Annotated in this window: 18 protein-coding genes; 11 read left to right on the plus strand and 7 right to left on the minus strand. The window is 72.4% G+C overall.

Features of this window, described 5'->3' with window-relative positions; translation table 11 throughout:
- Positions 1-55 precede the first annotated feature (55 nt).
- The 4 genes from Q1B24_RS16775 to ssd form a co-directional block, all read right to left on the minus strand.
- Complete coding sequence (locus Q1B24_RS16775) at positions 56-742, minus strand: type II secretion system F family protein (RefSeq protein WP_299931161.1); 687 nt, start codon at positions 740-742, stop codon at positions 56-58.
- Positions 739-1,290, minus strand: coding sequence for a type II secretion system F family protein (locus tag Q1B24_RS16780; RefSeq protein WP_299931162.1), 552 nt, complete (start codon positions 1,288-1,290; stop codon positions 739-741). Before Q1B24_RS16780 ends, Q1B24_RS16775 begins: the two co-directional genes overlap by 4 nt.
- A gap of 134 nt (positions 1,291-1,424) precedes the next feature.
- The gene (locus Q1B24_RS16785; protein WP_299931163.1) at positions 1,425-2,588 is read right to left on the minus strand and encodes a TadA family conjugal transfer-associated ATPase; all 1,164 of its coding nucleotides are present in this window, start codon (positions 2,586-2,588) and stop codon (positions 1,425-1,427) included.
- Positions 2,585-3,598 carry a septum site-determining protein Ssd gene (gene ssd / locus Q1B24_RS16790; RefSeq protein WP_299931164.1) on the minus strand — a complete coding sequence of 338 codons (1,014 nt, stop codon included), beginning with the start codon at positions 3,596-3,598 and terminating at the stop codon, positions 2,585-2,587. Before ssd ends, Q1B24_RS16785 begins: the two co-directional genes overlap by 4 nt.
- A gap of 146 nt (positions 3,599-3,744) precedes the next feature.
- Between ssd and Q1B24_RS16795 the strand changes: the two genes are divergently transcribed.
- Complete coding sequence (locus Q1B24_RS16795; RefSeq protein WP_299931165.1) at positions 3,745-4,542, plus strand: HAD-IB family hydrolase; 798 nt, start codon at positions 3,745-3,747, stop codon at positions 4,540-4,542.
- 253 nt (positions 4,543-4,795) lie between these two features.
- Here Q1B24_RS16795 and Q1B24_RS16800 read toward each other — a convergent pair whose 3' ends face one another.
- The gene (locus Q1B24_RS16800) at positions 4,796-5,512 is read right to left on the minus strand and encodes an oxidoreductase (protein ID WP_299931166.1); all 717 of its coding nucleotides are present in this window, start codon (positions 5,510-5,512) and stop codon (positions 4,796-4,798) included.
- Positions 5,513-5,569: 57 nt separating this feature from the next.
- On the opposite strand from Q1B24_RS16800, the gene Q1B24_RS16805 reads away from it, so the two are divergent.
- From Q1B24_RS16805 to Q1B24_RS16830, 6 genes are all read left to right on the plus strand, one after another.
- Complete coding sequence (locus Q1B24_RS16805; RefSeq protein ID WP_299931167.1) at positions 5,570-6,418, plus strand: class I SAM-dependent methyltransferase; 849 nt, start codon at positions 5,570-5,572, stop codon at positions 6,416-6,418.
- Positions 6,419-6,489: 71 nt separating this feature from the next.
- A complete protein-coding gene (locus Q1B24_RS16810) occupies positions 6,490-7,971 on the plus strand; it encodes a calcium-binding protein (protein ID WP_299931168.1) in 1,482 nt (493 codons plus the stop codon).
- Between the two features lie 77 nt (positions 7,972-8,048).
- Positions 8,049-9,176: a histidine kinase gene (locus tag Q1B24_RS16815; RefSeq protein ID WP_299931169.1), complete on the plus strand. Its 1,128-nt coding sequence runs from the start codon at positions 8,049-8,051 to the stop codon at positions 9,174-9,176.
- Positions 9,173-9,886, plus strand: coding sequence for a LytTR family DNA-binding domain-containing protein (locus Q1B24_RS16820; protein ID WP_299931170.1), 714 nt, complete (start codon positions 9,173-9,175; stop codon positions 9,884-9,886). The genes Q1B24_RS16815 and Q1B24_RS16820 overlap by 4 nt, the downstream gene beginning before the upstream one ends.
- Entirely contained in the window at positions 9,883-10,278 is a 396-nt protein-coding gene (locus Q1B24_RS16825) for a hypothetical protein (protein WP_299931171.1), read from the plus strand. Before Q1B24_RS16820 ends, Q1B24_RS16825 begins: the two co-directional genes overlap by 4 nt.
- A complete protein-coding gene (locus Q1B24_RS16830; protein ID WP_299931172.1) occupies positions 10,275-11,789 on the plus strand; it encodes a cation acetate symporter in 1,515 nt (504 codons plus the stop codon). Before Q1B24_RS16825 ends, Q1B24_RS16830 begins: the two co-directional genes overlap by 4 nt.
- A gap of 139 nt (positions 11,790-11,928) precedes the next feature.
- Here the strand turns inward: Q1B24_RS16830 and Q1B24_RS16835 are convergent, their stop codons facing one another.
- The gene (locus Q1B24_RS16835; protein WP_299931173.1) at positions 11,929-12,210 is read right to left on the minus strand and encodes an excalibur calcium-binding domain-containing protein; all 282 of its coding nucleotides are present in this window, start codon (positions 12,208-12,210) and stop codon (positions 11,929-11,931) included.
- 511 nt (positions 12,211-12,721) lie between these two features.
- Between Q1B24_RS16835 and Q1B24_RS16840 the strand changes: the two genes are divergently transcribed.
- The 4 genes from Q1B24_RS16840 to Q1B24_RS16855 all read left to right on the plus strand — a co-directional run bounded on the left by Q1B24_RS16840 (position 12,722) and on the right by Q1B24_RS16855 (position 17,634).
- Positions 12,722-13,681 carry an ATP-binding protein gene (locus tag Q1B24_RS16840; protein ID WP_299931174.1) on the plus strand — a complete coding sequence of 320 codons (960 nt, stop codon included), beginning with the start codon at positions 12,722-12,724 and terminating at the stop codon, positions 13,679-13,681.
- Positions 13,674-16,244 (plus strand): S8 family peptidase, encoded by a 2,571-nt coding sequence (locus Q1B24_RS16845; RefSeq protein ID WP_299931175.1) that lies wholly within the window; start codon positions 13,674-13,676, stop codon positions 16,242-16,244. The genes Q1B24_RS16840 and Q1B24_RS16845 overlap by 8 nt, the downstream gene beginning before the upstream one ends.
- Positions 16,245-16,468: 224 nt before the next feature.
- The gene (locus Q1B24_RS16850; RefSeq protein WP_299931176.1) at positions 16,469-16,759 is read left to right on the plus strand and encodes a DUF1801 domain-containing protein; all 291 of its coding nucleotides are present in this window, start codon (positions 16,469-16,471) and stop codon (positions 16,757-16,759) included.
- 92 nt (positions 16,760-16,851) lie between these two features.
- Positions 16,852-17,634 (plus strand): aminoglycoside phosphotransferase family protein, encoded by a 783-nt coding sequence (locus tag Q1B24_RS16855; protein WP_299931177.1) that lies wholly within the window; start codon positions 16,852-16,854, stop codon positions 17,632-17,634.
- A 32-nt stretch (positions 17,635-17,666) separates the two neighbouring features.
- Here the strand turns inward: Q1B24_RS16855 and Q1B24_RS16860 are convergent, their stop codons facing one another.
- Entirely contained in the window at positions 17,667-19,082 is a 1,416-nt protein-coding gene (locus tag Q1B24_RS16860) for a carotenoid oxygenase family protein (RefSeq protein WP_299931178.1), read from the minus strand.
- Positions 19,083-19,107 lie beyond the last annotated feature (25 nt).

Below are 19,107 nucleotides of genomic sequence, written 5' to 3' on the forward strand. Positions count from 1 at the left end.
GACGCGCCTGTGGAGGACACCCCGAACGACAGCCCTGTGGACGCCCGGTGGCCAGTCACGGAGTCACCGAACCGAAGAGCGACGCCACGGTCGGCACGACGCCGAGCAGCATGAAGGCCGGGAGCAGGCAGGCGCCGAGCGGGACCGCAGCGGCCACCCCGATGCGGCGGGCGGCGTCCTCGGCGCGCGCGAGCGACTCCCGCTGCAGCTCGTCGGCGAGGCGTTCGACGCTCTGGACGACCGATGCCCCGGACACCTGCGAACGGACCATCGCCCGCGCCAGGGGCGCCAGCTCGGGATCGTCGACGACGGAGGTCCAGGCCTCGACGCCACCGGCTCCCCACCGGGACTGCTCCACGACCGGCACCAGCCGGTCGGCGGCCGGACCCGGGAGTGCGGCGCAGACCTGCGCCAGGCCGGACACCGGCTCGGAGCCGGCACGCAGGGTGGCGGCGAACAGGTCCACGAGGTGCGGCAGGGTCCGCTCCACATCCTCCCGCTCGCGGCGCGCCGACGGACCCTCGGCCGCGGCGAGCACCCTGCGGGCGACGAGGCCCGCCACCACCGCCACCACGGCGCCGACGACACCCCCGACGACGAGCCAGGCACCGATCGCGACGCCGCCCACCGCGAGCGGGCGCAGCCCGGGCACCGACGACGAGCGCCGGCGCGAGGTGCGGGGAGCCGACGGCAGCATGACCACGACCGCCAACGTCGCGCACGCCACGGCCACCCAGGTCACGGCGCCGCCGCCCGGTCCGCGAGCCGCTCGATCCACCACAGGCCGAGGCCGACGAGTGCCAGGCCGACGACACCGCAGGCCCACCCGACGGGTGTCGTCAGGAGGAACGACCACGGGTCGGACCCGGCACCGGACCCCATGAGGAGCACGGCGACGGGCAGGCAGGCCACGAGCCGCGCGGTCGAGCGGGCCGACGCCAGCTCGGAGTCGACGAGACGTCGCGTGCGCCGTCGGGCACGGAGCCCGGCCGCCGTGCGTTCGAGTGCCGCGGCGAGACCGTGGCCGGAGTGCTGCGCCACCTGCCACGCGCCGGCCACCCAGCGGAGGTCGGCCGCTCCCCGTCTCTCGGCTGCCAGCCGGCGCATCGCCTCGGGGACGTCGGAGCCCAGCCGCATCGCCTCGACGACCGGGAGCAGCGGCGGCCACCTCTCGGCCCCGGCGGCGAGGGCGGCCTCGGGCGGACGCCCCGCCGCGAGGTCCGCGGCCAGCAGGTCGCACACCTCCAGCACGGCCGCCTGGTCGGCCGCGGCACGCCTGCGCCGGGCCACGATCGGGACCGGCGGGGACCAGCGCCGTGGTGGCGGTCCCCCACGTCCTCTGACGAGTGGCCCCAGGGCAGGCCCCACCCCCGGCAACACCACCGCGACGGCGCCACCAATCAGCAGCGCGGCGAGCCATCCGGTCACCAGGCCACCGACCCGAGCCGGGCGGCGAGAGCGCCGGCGGCAGGACCACGTACGACGCGGTCGGCCTCGAACGTCGCGGCGGTGCGGAGGGCGACGTGGCCGGACCCGTCACGCTCGGGCACCCCGAGCTCCAGCACGCGACGGCGCCCGTCCCGCCCCCGACCGAGGTGGATCACGACGTCGAGCGCCGAGGCGAGCTGGCTGTGCGCCGCCGACCGCGGCAGACCGGCGGCGAGGGACAGTGCCTCGACCCGCGCGGGGACGTCGGCGGCCGAATTGGCATGGAGCGTGCCGCACCCTCCGCCGTGCCCGGTGTTGAGCGCGGCCAGCAGGTCGACCACCTCGGCGCCGCGCACCTCGCCGACCACCAGCCGGTCGGGGCGCATCCGCAGCGCCTGCCGCACCAGCACCTGCAGGGAGATCTCCCCGGCACCCTCGATGTTGGCCGGTCGGCCCTCCAGAGCGACGACGTGGGGGTGGTCGGGCCGGAGCTCGCTGGCGTCCTCGACCAGGACGATGCGCTCGCCGGGGTCGACGAGCGACAGCAGCGCGGAGAGCACCGACGTCTTGCCGGTGCCGGTGCCGCCGGTGACGAGGAAGGCGCAGCGCGAGTCGACGATCTCCTCCAGCAGGAACGCACCGTCCGGCGGCACCGCTCCTGCCGTCACCAGCTCGGGCAGCGTCCACACGCGGCCGCGCGGGACCCGCAGGGACAGCACGGTGCCCGACCGGGCCACCGGCGCCAGCACGGCGTGGAAGCGCGTGCCGTCGGGGAGGCGTACGTCGGCGTGCGGGGTCGCGTCGTCCAGGCGCCGCCCGGCCGAGGCGGCCAGCCGCTGGGCGAGGCGGCGCACCGCGGCGTCGTCGGGGAACGACACCGGTGCGCGCTCGAGCCCGCCGCCGCGGTCGATCCAGACCTCGTCGGGCCCGTTGACGAGCACGTCGGTGACGTCGGGCAACCGGAGCAGGTCCTCGAGCGGTCCGGCCCCGAGCACGTCGCGACGGAGCAGGTCGTGCACGGCGAGCACGGTCGCGTCGCCCACGGGGGACCCCGAGGCTCGCAGGGCCTCGGCCACCCGGTGCGGGGTCAGCTCGCCGGCCGAGCCCGCCAGCCGGCGGCGTACGTCGTCGAGCACCGCGCTCGGGACCGGGGTGCTCATGCCGCGTCCGCCAGGAGGGCGCGGGCGACGCGGGCGAGCGGGCCCCGGGCGGCCAGCGGGCCGAGGCCACGGTCGACCGATGCCGCCACGCCGCGCTGGTCGGCCACCGCGGCCACGACCGGCAGGCCCGTCACCCGCTGGGCGTCGGCGTCGCTGAGGCTGCCCGGACGCAGCACCAGCCCGGCCCGGCCGTCGCGGCCGAGGTCGGCGACCAGGCGCGCGGCCGCCGCCAGGCCCGGCACCGTCGCGGGGGTCACCACCAGCAGGTCGTCGCACCGGTCGACCAGCTCGGCCAGCAGCGGACCGCCCTGGCGCGCGAGGTCGACGACGACGAGGTCGTGGCCGAGCACCGCGGCCGGGAGGACCCGCCGAGCCGCCGTCAGGTCGAGCCGGCGGCGCAGGCCCGACCAGGTGAGGACGCCGAGGTGGTCGCGTCTCGGCACGCCCTCGCGCAGGGCTCGGGCGCCGAGGCGACCTGCCGTCTCGGCGAGCGCCTCCCACCTGACGCCGGGCAGGTCCTCCATGCCGAGCAGCCGGTCGAGGCCGGGCCCGAGCGGGTCAGCGTCGACGACGAGCGTCGACGCCCGCGCCGCGTGCCACTGCGCCAGGGCGCACGCGAGCGTCGTGGCACCGGCGCCCCCGGCCCCGCCCACCACGCCGACGAGGCGGCCCGGGGAGGCCCGCTCACCGACGTCGGCGAGCTCGTCGGAGAGCCAGCCCGCACCCGCGGGCAGGTCGACGACGGAGGCCGCGCCCAGCTCGACGGCGTGACGGAAAGCGGCGTCACCGACCCCGACCCCGACGACGTGGACACCCGCGCGTCTCGGCGGGGCCAGCTCGGCCAGCGCGGCTGCGAGGTCGTCGCCGACCAGCACGAGATCGGCCTCGCGCCAGGCGGCCAGGGAGAGGGAGGGCTCGGCGCAGACCTCTGCCCCGACCCCCGCCGCCGCACAGAGGGGGACGACCGAGTCGTGGACGGACGGGGACCGGGTGATCAGGAGGACGGGCATGCCCCCGAGCGTCGACGCCGGCACCGACGCCTGGCAGCCCACCCGGGCGCAGCCTGTGGACGACGGTCGCCCGAGGCCACCTGTGGACACCTGCTGGCCCGGCGGAGCACCGGGGTCCGCATGACGAGGCCCCCTACGATGGCCGCATGCCCCGCCCCCAAGCGGCCTTCTTCGACCTCGACAAGACGATCATCGCCAAGTCGAGCACGTTGGCGTTCAGCCGCGAGTTCCAGGCGGGCGGGCTCATCTCGCGGCGAGCCATGCTGCGCTCGGCGTACGCCCAGTTCGTCTTCTTCACCGGCGGCGCCGACCACGACCAGATGGACAAGATGCGCGAGTTCATGTCGCAGCTGTGCGCCGGCTGGGACGTGGCGACCGTCCGCGACATCGTCCACGAGACCCTCACCACGATCGTCGAGCCGCTGGTCTACGACGAGGCGGTCACCCTGATCGAGGAGCACCGTGCGGCCGGGCGCGACATCGTCATCGTCTCGGCCTCGGGCGTCGAGGTGGTCGAGCCGATCGGCGAGATGCTCGGCGCCGACCGGGTGATCGCGACGCGCATGGAGATCGCGGACGGGAAGTACACCGGCAACATCGACTACTACGCCTATGCCGAGGAGAAGGCCCGCGCGATCGAGCAACTCGCCGCGACCGCGGGCTACGACCTCGACGAGTGCTACGCCTACAGCGACTCGGTGACCGACGTCCACATGCTCGAGGTGGTGGGCCACCCGTTCGCGGTGAACCCCGACCGGGAGCTGAGGCGCGTCGCGACGGCCAACGGGTGGCCGGTCCTGCTCTTCGTACGACCGGTGGCGCTGCGTCGTCGGCTCGTGGTGCCGGCGGCCCGCCCGACCCTCGCCGCGCTGGCCGTCGGAGGCGCCGTCGCTGCGGGCGGAATCCTCTGGTCGAACCGTCGCAAGCGGATCACCGGCGCCTGAGCGGAACCCATCGACGGCCCCCAAAGTCAACCCTTGAAGGTGCCCGTGGACCGGGATAGAACTGAAGCAGAACTCCAGAGCAACACGTGATCCGGGTACCCACGCGGCGATCAACCCATCCGATGGGGTGCTGGCCGATCGGGATCTGCCCGAGGCAGCAATTAGACAATGCACGCTTGGTAGCCAGGCATCACGTGTCAGCGGCGGCACCCGATCCACGTGAGCGGGTGCCGCTCGCACGTGCTGGTGGCGGCTACCCCCGCAGCGGCGAGGCCTCGGCCCCCGCGCTAAAGGCCTCAGCCCCGTAGAGCGCCCAGGCGTGGACCCCGCTGGGCCCGCCGTCGCGGTAGGCGCGCAGGTTGGACTCGTACGCCGCCCGGTGGGCCAGGTGCCCGGCCTCCGGCACGACGAGCGACTTGGCGTCGACGCCGCGCGAGACCAGCACCAGGCGCTCCAGCGCCCGGGCCACGATGCCGTTGTGCGAGGCGAACGGCGCTGCGCTCGCCACGTCGGCGTGGGCGACCGCGGCGACCAGGAGGGCCGGCGCCTCGGTGCCGGAGAGCAGCAGCTCGGCCACCCCGCGCAACCGGTCGGCCGACGCGGCGTCGCGCGGGCGCCCGAGCTCGTCGGGCGCGAGCGCCGAGGCCCCCACGACGGCGTGCAGGCGCGCGATGGCCTGCAGCGGGGCGGTCTTGAGCAGCGGTGCGAGCGCCAGCATCGAGGCGGACAACCGGACGGCGTCGGCCGCGATCTCGTCGACCTCGCCCGCCCGCACCTGCTCCAGCGTGGCCGTCGACCCCTCGAGCACGGCGCTCGCGTGGGCGCCGCGCAGCAGGGACTCCGCGGTCAGCTCCGGCGACGTACGCCGCAGGCCGCGGTCGCGCAGCATCACGTCGATCCCGTCGCGGGTGCCGGCGTAGGACGAGCGGACCCCTTCGAGGTCGGTGAGCCAGGCGAGCGGGTCGGTCATGGGGAGGACGGTAGTCGCGGCGACCGCCCCTCCCGCTCGCGGGATAGCCTGACGCCGATGAGCGACGACCGACCCGAGACCCCAGCCACCGCCGACCGCGCGCGGTCCTTCGGGACCGTCGCCGAGGCGTACGACCGGGGCCGGCCGACCTATCCCGCCGAGGCCGTGGCGTGGCTCGCCGGCGGCGAGGCGAAGGTCGTCCTGGAGCTGGCCGCAGGCACCGGCAAGCTGACGCGCGAGCTCGTCGACCAGGGACACGCGGTCTTCGCGACCGAGCCCGACGAGGCGATGCTCGAGGTGCTCCGCCAGCGGGTGCCCGAGGTCAGCGCCAAGGTCGCCACCGCGGAGGAGATCCCGGCCAACGACCGCTCCGTCGACGTGGTGGTCGTCGCGCAGGCGTTCCACTGGTTCGACCACGACGTCGCCCTCGCCGAGATCGCCCGGGTGCTCAAGCCGGGTGGCCACGTGGCTCTCGTGTGGAACAGCCGCGACGAGCGCATCCCGTGGGTGCGGCGGATGGGCGACATCATGGGCCGCCAGGACCTCGACACCTCGTCCGCGGAGAAGCTCGTGCACAGCGACCTCTTCGGCTTCATGGAGGAGGCGAGCTTCAAGCACTGGCAGGAGGTCAACCGCGAGACGATCATCGACATGGCGCGCTCGCGATCGAGCTTCACCGTGATGGGTGAGGACGAGCGCGAGCGCCATCTCGCCGAGGTGCGCGCCTTCTACGAGGACTACGGCCGCGGCATGGACGGCATGCAGATCCCCTACGTCACGCGGTGCTACCGCGCGGCCGTGGTCGACCGGGACGACACCGGCCCAGCTCCGGAGGACCAGGAGCCGGACGGTCCGGTCGTGAGCGACGGCACCGACACCGACATGCTGCTCATCGACTTCCGCTGACCCGCAACCAACCGGCGTTCCGGCGCATCTCACCGGCGACCCATCCACACCTTGCTCTCGGGGGAGACACCATGCGCCGTACGACGCCGCCCACCGCACCGCTCACGACCGCCGGCCTGCTCGGGCTGGCGCTCCTCGCACCAGTCGCTTGGGCATCCCCGGCCGCGGCTGCCGCGGAGACCTGCCGCGGGGAGATGGCGACCATCGTCGGCACCGGCCCGACCGTCACCGGCACCGAGGGCCGCGACGTGATCGTCACCGGCTCGGCGACGTCGGTCGACGCGCTCGGCGGCGACGACCTCATCTGCGTCGCGATCATCGGCTCCCCCAACGCCAACGTCCTCGACGTGGACGCCGGCACGGGTGCGGACGTGGTCGACACCACGGCGATGGGCGGCGGCTACTACGTGGCCACCACCCTCGGTGCGGGCACCGACACCTTCGTCGGCGGCCGCACCGGCGACACCGTCTGGGCCGGCGACGGGTCCTGGGACGGCGCGGGCACCGACACCGAGATCGACCAGATCGACACCGGCACCGGTCGGGACAGCGTGCTGAGCGGCACCCCCGGCACGGCCAACCACGACGTCGTACGCCTCGGGGACGGTGACGACGACCTGACGCTCGGGTCGCCCGCCCTCGCGGCGGACGCCCTGGTCGACGGCGGCGCGGGCGAGGACGGCCTGACCCTGCGGACCCAGGACGACGACGTCACCCTCGACGTGCCCAGCAGCACCTTCACCAGCGCGGCCGGTACGGCGGCGTTCAGCGGCTTCGAGCGCTCCAGCATCGTCGCGGGGTCGGGCACCGTGACCTACCGCGGCACCGACGGCGACGACACCTTCGACGTCCACCCGCAGGGCGGCACACCGACCCTGCGCGTGACGACGGGCGCCGGTGACGACGGCGTGACGGTCGAGCCGGCCACGATCACCGCCGCCAGCAGCATCGACACGGGCGCGGGCGACGACAAGGTCGTGGCGGCGACCCAGACGGGTTCGCTCGCCATCGACCTGCCGCGCGACGTGCTCACGGTCGCCGGCGCCGAGGTGCCGGCCGTCGGGGTGGAGGACGCCTGGCTCCTGGCACCGACCGTCGCCATGACCGGCGACGGCCAGGACAACGAGCTGACGTGGTCCGGCTGCGACGCCACGCTGCGCGGCGGCGAGGGTGACGACTCGCTCGCCTGGAACTACGACTACCTCTTCGAGGCCTACGAGTTCGACTGCGCCGGCGGCAAGGCCACGATGAACGGCGGCGACGGCGGCGACTACCTCCGCCCTGCCGGTGGCGACGACCGCCTCGTCGGCGGCCGCGGGCACGACAAGATCTTCGGCCGCGGTGGCGACGACACCATCCGCGGCAGTGCGGGCAACGACACGCTCGACGGCGGCGAGGGCCGCGACGACGTCCGGGGCCAGCAGGGACGCGACAAGCTCCTCGGGCGCGGGGGCGGCGACACGCTCCTCGGCGGCCCGGGCCGCGACACCGTCGACGGCGCCAACGGGCGCGACCGCTGCGCCGCCGAGCGCGAGCGCCGCTGCGAGCGCTGACCACCCGGGTCGAGTGCCGAGGCGGTCGTACGCTGCGCTTGGCCCAGCACTCGACCCGTGGCGGTTAGTCTCCGGCCATGGCGTGGAGATGGCGGCGTACGTCGCTGGGCGGCGAGGCCGATCGCGCCGCCTTCCGCGCCCTGCACAACGCCACCCTCGCCAGCCCGGCGCTGCGGGAGGGGTTGACCACCGCGAGCGCGGAGCGGTCCGTACGCCACCTCCGCGCGCTGCTCGGCACCCCGGCGGCGGGCCTGGGTGACACCAGCGGGCTGCTGGCGTGGGACGGCCTCGGCGCGCACCACCGCTCGCAGCTGGCGGGCACGATCGCCCAGGTGGCGGAGACCGGGCGCACGATGATCGTCGACGAGCGCACGCTGGTCTGCGAGGACGGCGGGTGCCAGGTCCGGCAGGCCATCGTCAGCCCGCTGGTCGTCGAGGACACCCTCGTGGGCGCCCTCGTCGTCGGCGCCCCGCACACCACGGGTGGCCTGGTCCGCGCGGCGGACGAGGTGGCGTCGTGGGTCAGCGGCCAGCTCGAGCTCGCCGAGCTCGACCTCTCCCGCAACCGGCTGATGGAGGCCGAGGTGCGCGCCCTGCGCGCGCAGATCAGCCCGCACTTCATCTACAACTCCCTCGGCGCGATCGCCAGCTTCGTCCGCACCGACCCCGACCGGGCCCGCGAGCTGCTGCTCGAGTTCGCCGACTTCACCCGCTACTCCTTCCGCCGCCACGGCGAGTACACGACGCTCGCCGAGGAGCTCCGCTCCGTGGAGCGCTACCTCCTGCTCGAGCAGGCACGGTTCGGCGACCGGCTCCAGGTCACGCTCCAGGTCGCCCCGGAGGTGCTGCCCGTCGCGGTGCCGTTCCTGTGCATCCAGCCGCTCGTCGAGAACGCCGTACGCCACGGGCTCGAGGCCAGCGCCGACAAGGCCGACGGCGTCGGCCGGCTCTCGATCGTCGCGCGCGACCACGACCAGGAATGCATCCTGGAGGTCGAGGACGACGGCTCCGGCGAGGACCCCGAGCGCGTGCGACAGGCGCTCGCCGGCGACGCGTCGATGGACTCCGTCGGGCTCGGCAACGTGGACGCGCGGCTGCGCAACGCCTTCGGAGACGACTACGGTCTGGTCGTCGAGACCGCACCCGGCGCGGGCACGAAGGTGATCGTCCGGGTGCCGAAGTTCGCCCCGGGAGTGCAGGTATGAACGCCTTGAGAGTGCTCGTGATCGACGACGAGCGACCCGCTCTGGACGAGCTGACCTTCCTGCTGGGTCGCGACCCGCGCATCGGCGAGGTCATGGGCAGCGACTCCGCGACCGAGGCGCTGCGGGTGCTGCAGGCCGAGGAGGTCGACGCGGTCTTCCTCGACATCCAGATGCCCGGCCTGACCGGGCTCGACCTCGCGCAGGTCCTCTCCCGCTTCAAGTCCCCGCCCCCGGTGGTCTTCGTGACCGCCCACGAGGAGCACGCCGTCGCGGCCTTCGAGCTCCGCGCCGTCGACTACGTCCTCAAGCCGGTGCGCGAGGAGCGCCTCGCCGAGGCCGTACGCCGCGTGGTCGAGGCCGGCGGCCCGGCACCGTCGGGCGACGTGCAGATCCCGGTCGAGCGCGGCGGCGTCACCCGCTTCATCAGCCGCTCCGAGATCACCCACGTCGAGGCGCAGGGCGACTACGCCCGCCTCCACACCGCCGACGGCTCGCACCTGGTCCGCACCCCGCTCTCCTCGCTCGCCGAGCAGTGGGCGTCGGCTGGCTTCGTCCGGATCCACCGCTCGGTGCTCGTCGCGCTCCCCCACGTCGAGGAGGTGCGCAGCGAGGGCGGGCGGGTCAGCGTCGTCATCGGCGGCACCGAGCTGCCGGTGAGCCGGCGCCACACGCGGGAGCTCCGCTCGGTGCTGACCCGGCGCGAGACATGAGCGAGCAGCCTCCCCAGCGCGTTCGGGTGACCGGCCCGCCGCGGCGGCGCGCGGACGTCGTACGCCCTGTCGGCACGCGGGAGATCGACGCGGAGACCGCGCTGGGCGAGGTCTTCATGCGCTCCCTGCTGCGCGAGCAGCTCTTCCTCGCGCTGCGCGTGCTGGCCGCGCTGGGGCTCACGCTCGGGATGCTGCCACTGCTGTTCCACCTGTTCCCGTCGCTCGGTGACGAGCGGGTGGGGCAGATGCCGCTGGCGTGGCTGCTGCTCGGGGTCCTGGCCTACCCGTGGCTCGTGGTGCTCGGCTGGTTCTACATCCGGCGCGCCGAGGACCACGAGCGCGACTTCGCCGACCTGGTGGGGTCGGTCGGCTCCGACGAGGCTCCGTCATGAGCACCGACGTCGTGCCGGGCGTCGTCGCCGTCGTCCTGGTCTCGCTGGCGACGCTCGTGATCGGCACGTGGGGGTTGCGGATCTCGCGCACGACGAGCGACTTCTTCGTCGCCTCGCGCACGGTGCGGCCGCGTCTCAACGCCAGCGCGATCGGCGGCGAGTACCTCTCCGCGGCGTCGTTCCTCGGGGTCGCCGGGCTGCTGCTGACCTTCGGCGCGGAGATGCTCTGGTACCCCATCGGCTGGACCGCGGGCTACCTCGTCCTGCTGGTGCTCGTCGCCGCTCCCCTGCGCCGCTCGGGTGCCTACACGCTGCCCGACTTCGCCGAGGCGCGGCTGGGCTCGCGGGGCGTGCGCAAGCTCTGCTCGGTGCTGGTGGTCGGGATCGGCTGGCTCTACCTGCTGCCGCAGTTCCAGGGGGCCGGGGTGACGCTGCGCTCGACGATCGGCGCGCCGACCTGGGCGGGCTCGCTCGTCGTCGCGGTCGTGGTGCTGGCGTCGGTGAGCCCGGGCGGGATGCGGTCGATCACCTTCGTGCAGGCCTTCCAGTACTGGCTGAAGCTCACCGCCCTGCTCGTGCCGGTCTTCGTGCTGCTGGCGGTGTGGCTGGCCGACGGTGCGGCCGACCCCACCGCCGCGGCCCCACCCTCGTGGTCGATCCCGCTCGCCTCGCCGGGGGGCGGCATCGGCCTCTACACGACGTACTCCCTCATCGTCGCGACGTTCCTCGGCACGATGGGGCTGCCGCACGTGGTCGTGCGGTTCTACACCAACCCCGACGGCCGCGCCGCTCGTCGTACGACGCTCGCGGTGCTCGGGCTGCTGGGCATCTTCTACGTCCTGCCACCGGTGTACGCCGCCCTCGGCCGGATCTACGCACCCGAGCTCGCCGGGGGCCGGTCCGACGTGCTGGTGCTGGAGCTGCCGTCGTTGATGGTCGGCGGTGCGCTGGGCGCCGTGCTCACCGGCCTCGTCACCGCAGGGGCCTTCGCCGCCTTCCTGTCCACCAGCTCCGGCCTCACCATCGCGGTGGCCGGGGTGCTGTCACAGGACGTGACCGGGCGCCGGTGGGGCAGCTTCCGGCTCGGCGGGGTGGCGGCCTTCCGGGTCGCGGCCGCCATCGCGGTCGTCGTACCCCTCCTGCTGTCGCTGCCCGCGCAGGACGTGGGCGTGGCCCGGACCGTCGGCCTGGCCTTCGCGGTGACGGCCTCGACCTTCGCGCCGCTGCTGATGCTCGGCATCTGGTGGCGCGGGCTGACCCCTGCCGGCGCCGTCGCCGGGCTGCTGGTCGGCGGGCTGGGGTCGGGCTTCGCGGTCGCGTGGACGCTCGCCACCTCACCGTCGGACGGCTGGGCCTCCGCGATGCTCGGTCAGCCCGCCGCCTGGTCGGTGCCGGCGTCGTTCCTCACGATGGTCGTCGTCTCCCGGCTGACCCGGGCCTCGGTGCCGGCCCACGCGGGGCGGTTCATGGTCCGCCTCCACACCCCCGAGGCCGTCGAGCTCCAGCGCTGAGCCCGCCGCTACCGCTGGTTGAGCAGCGAGGAACGAGCGTGTCGAAACCAAGGCCCCACTAGCTGGTCGAGAAGGGACCCCTCCGCTGGTCGAGGAGGGCGCACAGCGCCCGTCACGAGACCACGACGGCCGCCCCCCGTCAGCCGTTCTCGCAGGCGGTCCCGTCCTTGTCGCGGTCGAGGCTGCGGTGGTTCTGCCAGTACACCTGGACCGCGAGCTTCGTCGTGGCCGGACGCGAGTAGCCGTCCCGGACAGCCTTGGCTGCCGCGACAGGACCCTTCGCAACACCCTTGGGCCACTTGGCGGTCAGGGCGTCACACGAGCGGAAGCTGGGCGCCGCGGCCTCGGCCGGCGTCGTCATGATGAGCAGCGGAGCAGTGAGAGCGAGAGCCGCAACGGCTCCCCGGAACGTCTTGGTCATGAGCGTGACGCTAGATCCGTTGTGCCGCCCCCGCAGACGAACGGGCAATCCGGCACGACGGCGAGCCTTTCGCCCAGAATGGGTCATGCCGAACGGCCGCACGGCTGAGTCGGCGACTCAGCTTTGGCAGTGATGAAGGTCGTCGGCCTCTGCAGCGCCTGCCGCCACGACAGCGCACTGTCCCGTGGTATCCAGCAGCGACCGGTACCCCGAGCGGGCAACAGTCCGGGCACCTGAGCCCCTCCAGACGGGCAGGCTGCCGGGCGCATCGAGATCCATCCGGCCCGGTGGCCGGCTCAGGCCGGGCGCGGCGGTTCCTCGTGCAGATGTCAGCACCGATGGTTAGCATGTCGACTGAGCCCGGGAAGCCCGGCGGCTCGACAGGACCAGACAGGCAGCAGCACCGGCTCGAGCCTCCAGGGCCGGCAGCCTCACCAGACCCGCATCATCCGATGACGCCGAGCCGACCAAAGACCGACGAGACGACCAGCGGGGGATAGACGTGTCCGGGTTGGGTGACCACATCACCGCGATGGTGCGCAGCCACGCCGCCGGCGACGACTCGTCCTTCTACTCGGTCGCCCTCCAGATCGCCGCGCGTGAGGCCAAGCGCGGCCACCACGTCCTGGCAGCGGACATCAAGAAGGCCGTCGACGCCTCGCGCGAATCCGTGACGAGGGCGAACGTCACCGCGCTCGGCCAGCCCCGCGGCGACCTCGCCGACCTGATCCTGACCACGCACCCCACGACCGCGCTGCGAGACCTAGTCGCCCCTGCGCCTCTGCTCGCCGAGATCAAGCACGTCCTGGCCGAGCAACGGCAGCGCAAGCGGCTCCTGGACAGCGGGTTCACGCCTGTGCACCGGCTACTGCTGGAGGGCCCGCCGGGCACCGGCAAGACGATGACCGCTTCAGTCCTGGCCCACGAGCTCGGGTTGCCGCTTTTCACCATCCGTATCGACGCCCTGATGAGCAAGTTCATGGGTGAGACAGGCAACAAGCTGCGGCTTGTCTTTGACCAGGTTGATCAGCGCCGCGGCGTGTACCTGTTCGATGAGTTCGATGCGCTCGGCGCCGACCGGGCTGGCAACGACGTCGGCGAGGCACGCCGGGTCCTGAACTCGTTCCTGGTGTTCCTGGAGAACGCGAGCGCAACCTCGATCGTGGTCGCCGCCACCAACCATCGCTCCATCTTGGACAAGGCACTGTTCCGGCGCATGGACCTGATAATCACCTACACCCGACCTGACGCCCGCCAGGCCGTCAGCGTGATCCGGGCACGACTCGGTTCGCTGGTCAGCAAGACCAGCCTCGCGAAGCTCAGCGAATACACCGACGGACTCAGCCACGCCGACCTCGTCAAGGCGGCGGAGTCAGCCGCCAAGGTGAGCCTGATGCGTGGAGAGGACGCGGTCGACCGCGAGGTGCTGATCCAGGCCCTCCAGGCTCGCCGGTCGGCCAGCCTTGGCTGAGACATCCGACCGCCTCGAGCATCTCTTCGTCGCCGGCCGGGTCCGCGGTGAGGAATTCACCCGTGGCGGTCAGGGAAACGCCAAGATCCGACCTGTCGAGCACCGCAGCCACGGCCTGGCGCTGCGTGGAGAGCTCGAGCAGGTGCTCCAAGAGACCGACCAACGGCGCAACTCACTCGTCGACATTGAGGAGCTCCGGGCGGTCGGATCTGTGCTGGTCCTCGAGGGCGCCGACGCCGCCTATCCGCTCCAGCTGGACCAGCTCAGCCGGCTCAACCGCGCCCGCAAGGTCCCGCGGCGCCCGCAATGGCTGCTGCTATCGGTCCAGCCGGCCACCGACGACCAGCCTGAGCGCGCCACCGTGTGGGTTGCCGACGAGTACCGCGCCCGGTTCCTCCAGGTGTTTGAGGACTACCTCACGAAGTTCACCACCCCTGACGACCCGGACCGCTGGGAGACCGCCGACGGCAACCCGCGTTATCGGGCGCTAGTGGCCAACATCGCCCACATCCGCCGCGCCTTGCTGCGGGACCTGTGGACCTCCGAGGGCGACCCGCCCGAGGACGGTGTGCACTGGTGGGAACTCTGGCTGGACACCAGCCAGCAACACGCGGACACCTTCGACGGATTCGCCAACGCCTTTGGCCTACGCACGATCCCCCGCTCGCTCACGTTGCAGGATCGCAGGGTCGTGTGGGTCGAGGCGACCTTGAGTCAGCTCGAGATCCTCCCCGCCACGAGCGTTCCCGTCGCCGAGGTCCGTCGGCCGGAGTTCATCGACACCGTCGAGGACCTCCCGGTCGCCGACCAAGACGAGTACGTCACCGACCTTCTCAGCCGGCTCACCCCGGCCCCCGACCACGCCCCGGCCGTCTGCCACCTCGACACGGGCGTCTTTCGGCCCCACGCCCTGCTCGCTGGATCGCTCGCGACCACCGACCTGCACACCGTGGTCGGCGAATCCGGCAACGACAACCATGGCCACGGCACCGCAATGGCCGGCCTCGCGCTGTTCGGCGGCGACCTCGACGAGCACCTCGCGTCCAACTCCCCCCTCACGCTCGAACACCGCTTGGAGTCGGTCAAGATCCTCCCCGACCCCGACGAGCCAGAGCACGACCCACGCGACTACGGCAGCGCCACCGTCGAGGCCATTGCCATCCCCGAGATCATCCACGGCCGCCGCCGCGTGTTCTGCCTCCCGGTTAGCACCGAGCCCGACCGCCCCGGACAGCCGACCCTGTGGTCAGCGACCGTCGACGCACTCGCCGTCGGCACCGACAGCGTTCGCGACGGCGACGATCTCTCGCTGCTCGCCACTCCGGACCCGGCCCTGGCGCGCCTCATCGTGGTCGCGGCCGGCAACGTCATCAACTACCAGGCCGACCATCGCACCGAGTCAGACACCACCCCGGTCGCCGATCCGGCCCAGGCATGGAACGCCGTCACCGTCGGCGCTCACACCAACCTCACCGGGGCCACCGACGACCCCGCCTACAAGGGGTGGACCCCGCAGGCCGGTGACGGTGAACTATCGCCGCACAGCCGCACATCGCTGCTCTTCGACCAACGTCGCTGGCCGATCAAGCCCGACATCTGCATGGAGGGCGGCAACGTCCTGACCGACGGCGCCACCAACTTCGAGGACAAGCACCCGCTGCTGTCGCTGCGCTCGACCGGCCACACCAATGACCTCGCCCTGACCTCCGCGAATGCCACCAGCGCTGCCACGGCCCAGGCCGCACGTCTGGCCGCCCGCACGATGGCCCGCTACCCCGTCTACTGGCCCGAGACCGTCCGCGGGCTGCTTACGCACGCTGCCGAGTGGACACCCGCGATGCGCGCCGAGCTCGACGGCGCGGCGGGCAAGGGCGCCCGCCTGCAGCTGCTGCGACGCTACGGCTGGGGCGTGCCGGACGAGCAGGCGCTTCTCACGTCCGCCTCAACGGCGGTCACCATGGTCGTCCAGGACGAGTTCGTCCCGTTCGAGGGCGCGGACCTGCGAATGCGCCAGTTCCGCCTCCACCATCTGCCCTGGCCCGCCGAGGTCCTCCAGGACCTGGGCGCTTCCGAGGTACGGATGCGGATCACCCTGTCCTACTTCGTCGAACCGTCCGCATCCCGGCGTGGGTGGCGCCAGCGCTACCGCTACCCCTCCCACATGCTTCGTTTCGACCTGCAGGCCCCCCTCGAGACCAGCGAGGAATTCGTCCACCGGGTCAACCGCGACGCGCAAGCCGACGAGGACGGCGCCACGACATCGTCCGCGTCCTCGTCGGACCGTTGGTTCATCGGTGCCTACCAGCGTCACCTCGGCTCCCTCCATCAGGACGAGTGGGTCGGCACGGGGGCCGAGCTCGCGGCCTCGAGCCGGATCGCCGTCTACCCCGTCGGCGGCTGGTGGAAGAGCAATCGGCGCGCGGACCGCACCGACCTGCCCGTCCGCTACGCGATGGTTGTCTCCCTGCGCACGGCCGAGACGGGCGTCGACCTCTACACCCCGATCGCCACGCAGATCGGCGTGCCGACCCGCGTCCCAGTGGAGATCCAGATCCCCACATGAGGCGCGCGATCCTGATGCCTTGACCAGTATGGACACCGCGCGGACGCCCGTTTGGAGATGCGTCCTTCCGCCGCGATCGTCCGCGCCTCGGATCCACAGGGGGTTGTCTTGGTTCACACGAACGGGACCCAGCTGCCGTTGCCATCGAGCCATACTGCACACATGCCGAAGTTCGCGTCGGTCGACGACTACCTCGCCTCGCTGCCCGCTGAAAAAGGAAGGTGGTGGAGGAGATCGAACGACGGGTGCTGCTGGTGGCGCCCGGCGCAGACCGCGTGATCCGCTACGACATGCCGACCTGGCAGGTCGAAGGCGTCTCCCTCGTCCACGTGGCCGCCTGGAAGCAGCACGTCTCGCTCTACCCCGTGCCACCGGCAGGCGACCCTGATCTGGACGCCGACCTCGCGCCTTACGCCGGAGCGAAAGACACGCTCAAGCTGCCGTACCCCCAGGTCGACTACGCACTGATCGAGCGGGTCGTGCGACGGCTGCTCGAGACGCGCCCTCCGACATAGCGTCGAGGCTCCTCGGAGCTTCTGTGCAAGCGGGACGCGGGCCCTGCGACAACTCGATGGTGACCTTCCGCGGCCTGTGTGAGGGTGCAGGTATGGCCAGCGACGAGGCACTGAGCCGAGCAGCAGACGTGAATGACGAGTTCCGCCCCGTGACGTTGTCTGCCGAGACGGTGACGCGACCGGCGGGCCCTCAGAGCCGGACGGTGCATTCGCTCCTGCGCCACCTTCGCGAGAAGGGCCTGGACTGCGTTCCCGAGCCGCTGTCGCTCAGTGATGAGACCGAGATTCTCCGCTACATCGACGGCGAGAGCGGCGGGGACGGATGGAAGAACCAGCACCACGAGCGGGGGCTCCGCTCAGCCGCGCAGCTTCTGCGTCGCATCCACGACGCCTCGGCTGATTGGGTTCCGCCACAGGACGCCGTCTTCGACGCGCCGCCGACAGTCGAAGGTGGCGATGTCTTCGTCCACGGCGACCCCGGGCCGTGGAACTTCGTCTGGCGAGATGGAGAGGCGATCGCACTACTCGACTGGGACTTCCTGCACCCTGCACCTCGACTGGACGACGTGGCGTACGCCCTCCTGTGGTTCGCTCCGATGCGCGACGACGAATCGGCTCTGGAGTGGCACCACTTCCCAGAGGTGCCCGACCGCCGGGCGCGCATCGACGCCTTCCTCGACGCGTACGGAGTCCCGGCCGACTTCGACGTAGCCGACGCGGTCATCCGACGCCGTCACGCAACCATCGAGCACGTCCGCTTCCTCGCCGACCAGGGGCAAGAACCTCAGAAGACCTGGGTCGCCGAAGGCAGCCTCGAGCAAGAAGCAGCGGAGATCAGATGGATCGAAGAGAACAGGGCACTCTTCACCCGCTGACAGCTCCCCCGGCTCCGGCCGATCACCATGCGTCACCCGGCGCCGGGAGCCCAGTTGCCGTGGAAGCCGGTGGGCACCCGGCCGGGGAGGTGCACGGCGGCGACGTGCTCGAGGGTCTGTGCGTCGAGCAGCACCAGATCGCTGCGATCGGTGGCCCGGTCGTGGACGTAGCCCATGAGCACGCCGTGGTCCTCACCGTCGGAGCCCGGGTCCGGAACGAAGCAGAACTCGCCGGCCTCGCGGCCGGCACCGAGCCTGCGGCTCTGGGTGGTGCCGGCGACCACATCGTGCTTGAGCACGGTGTCGCCGAACCCGGCCCCGACCATCCCGATGGCGTAGCCGAAGCGGTGCGGCCTCCCGGTCAGCCGCTCGTCGTAGCGCGGGAACTCCTGGGCGTGCTCGTCGAAGCGGTGTTCCCGGGCCTTGCCCGAGCTGAGGTCCAGGGTGAATCGCACCAGCGACGCGAGGCCCTCGTTGGGTCCGGTGTAGTCGGTGGCGAACATCCGCGGGTGCCGTACCGCGTCCAGGACGACCTCGGGGCTGCCCGGCGTTCCGCTCTCGAAGGCGTTGAGGGTGTGGAAGATGTAGCAGGGGTCGATCTCGAACCAGCGGACGTCGGATCCGTCGCCGTCGCGCGGCACCAGACCGATCCGCGCCACGTGGTCGGGGTCCCACGAGTAGGGCAGCGGCGCCGCCGGGTTGGTGACGGACTCGCCGCGGGCCACGGCGTCGACGATCCACTCGGGCATCGGGTTGCCCCCCAGTGCGTCGCGCTGCTGCCTCGGCGTGAGCCGAGCCAGGCGTGGGACCCCGTCGGTCACCATGCCCATGTCGAAGGTGACCGGCAGGTCGTAGACCACCACGTAGTGCTCGGTCAGGGCGCAGTCGTGGATCATCGGCATTCCGCCGGTCTCGATCTCCGCGTGCTTGACGACGGTGCCGTCGGCGCCGACCACGGTGTAGTCGACCTTGGTGCCCCGCATCCAGTTGTACGAGATCGCGTGCAGGTCGCCGGTGACGGGGTCTGCGTGGGGGTGAGCGGTGTAGCCCTGCGACCCGCCGAAGTCGAGGGTGCCGCCGAAGTCGCAACGACCGACAGTGTCGAGATCGAAGGTCAGCTCGTACGGCGTGGGGCCGGACTCGACGATCGCCAGGGTCTTGCCGGCGTGCTGGACCACGTTGGTGTTCGGTCCGTGGTCCTCGCCCTGGGGCTTGACCCACCTGTTGCGGTACCACTCGGCGCGTCCGCCGGCGATCCGGACGCCGTGCACCATGCCCTGGCCGAGGAACCAGTGGTGCTGCGGGCCCAGGTCCTCGGCTGGATTGGGGCCGTTTCGCAGGTAGCGGCCGTCGAGGTGCTCAGGCAGGTTGCCCGTCACGGGCAGGTCGAAGGCCGTCAGCTCCGTGTGGACCGGCGCGAAGTTGTCGGCGAGGTATCGGTTCGGCATGGCACTGCACTTCCCATCCATAACA

Source organism: uncultured Nocardioides sp., from assembly GCF_947488025.1.
In the GTDB taxonomy this organism is placed as follows: domain Bacteria; phylum Actinomycetota; class Actinomycetes; order Propionibacteriales; family Nocardioidaceae; genus Nocardioides.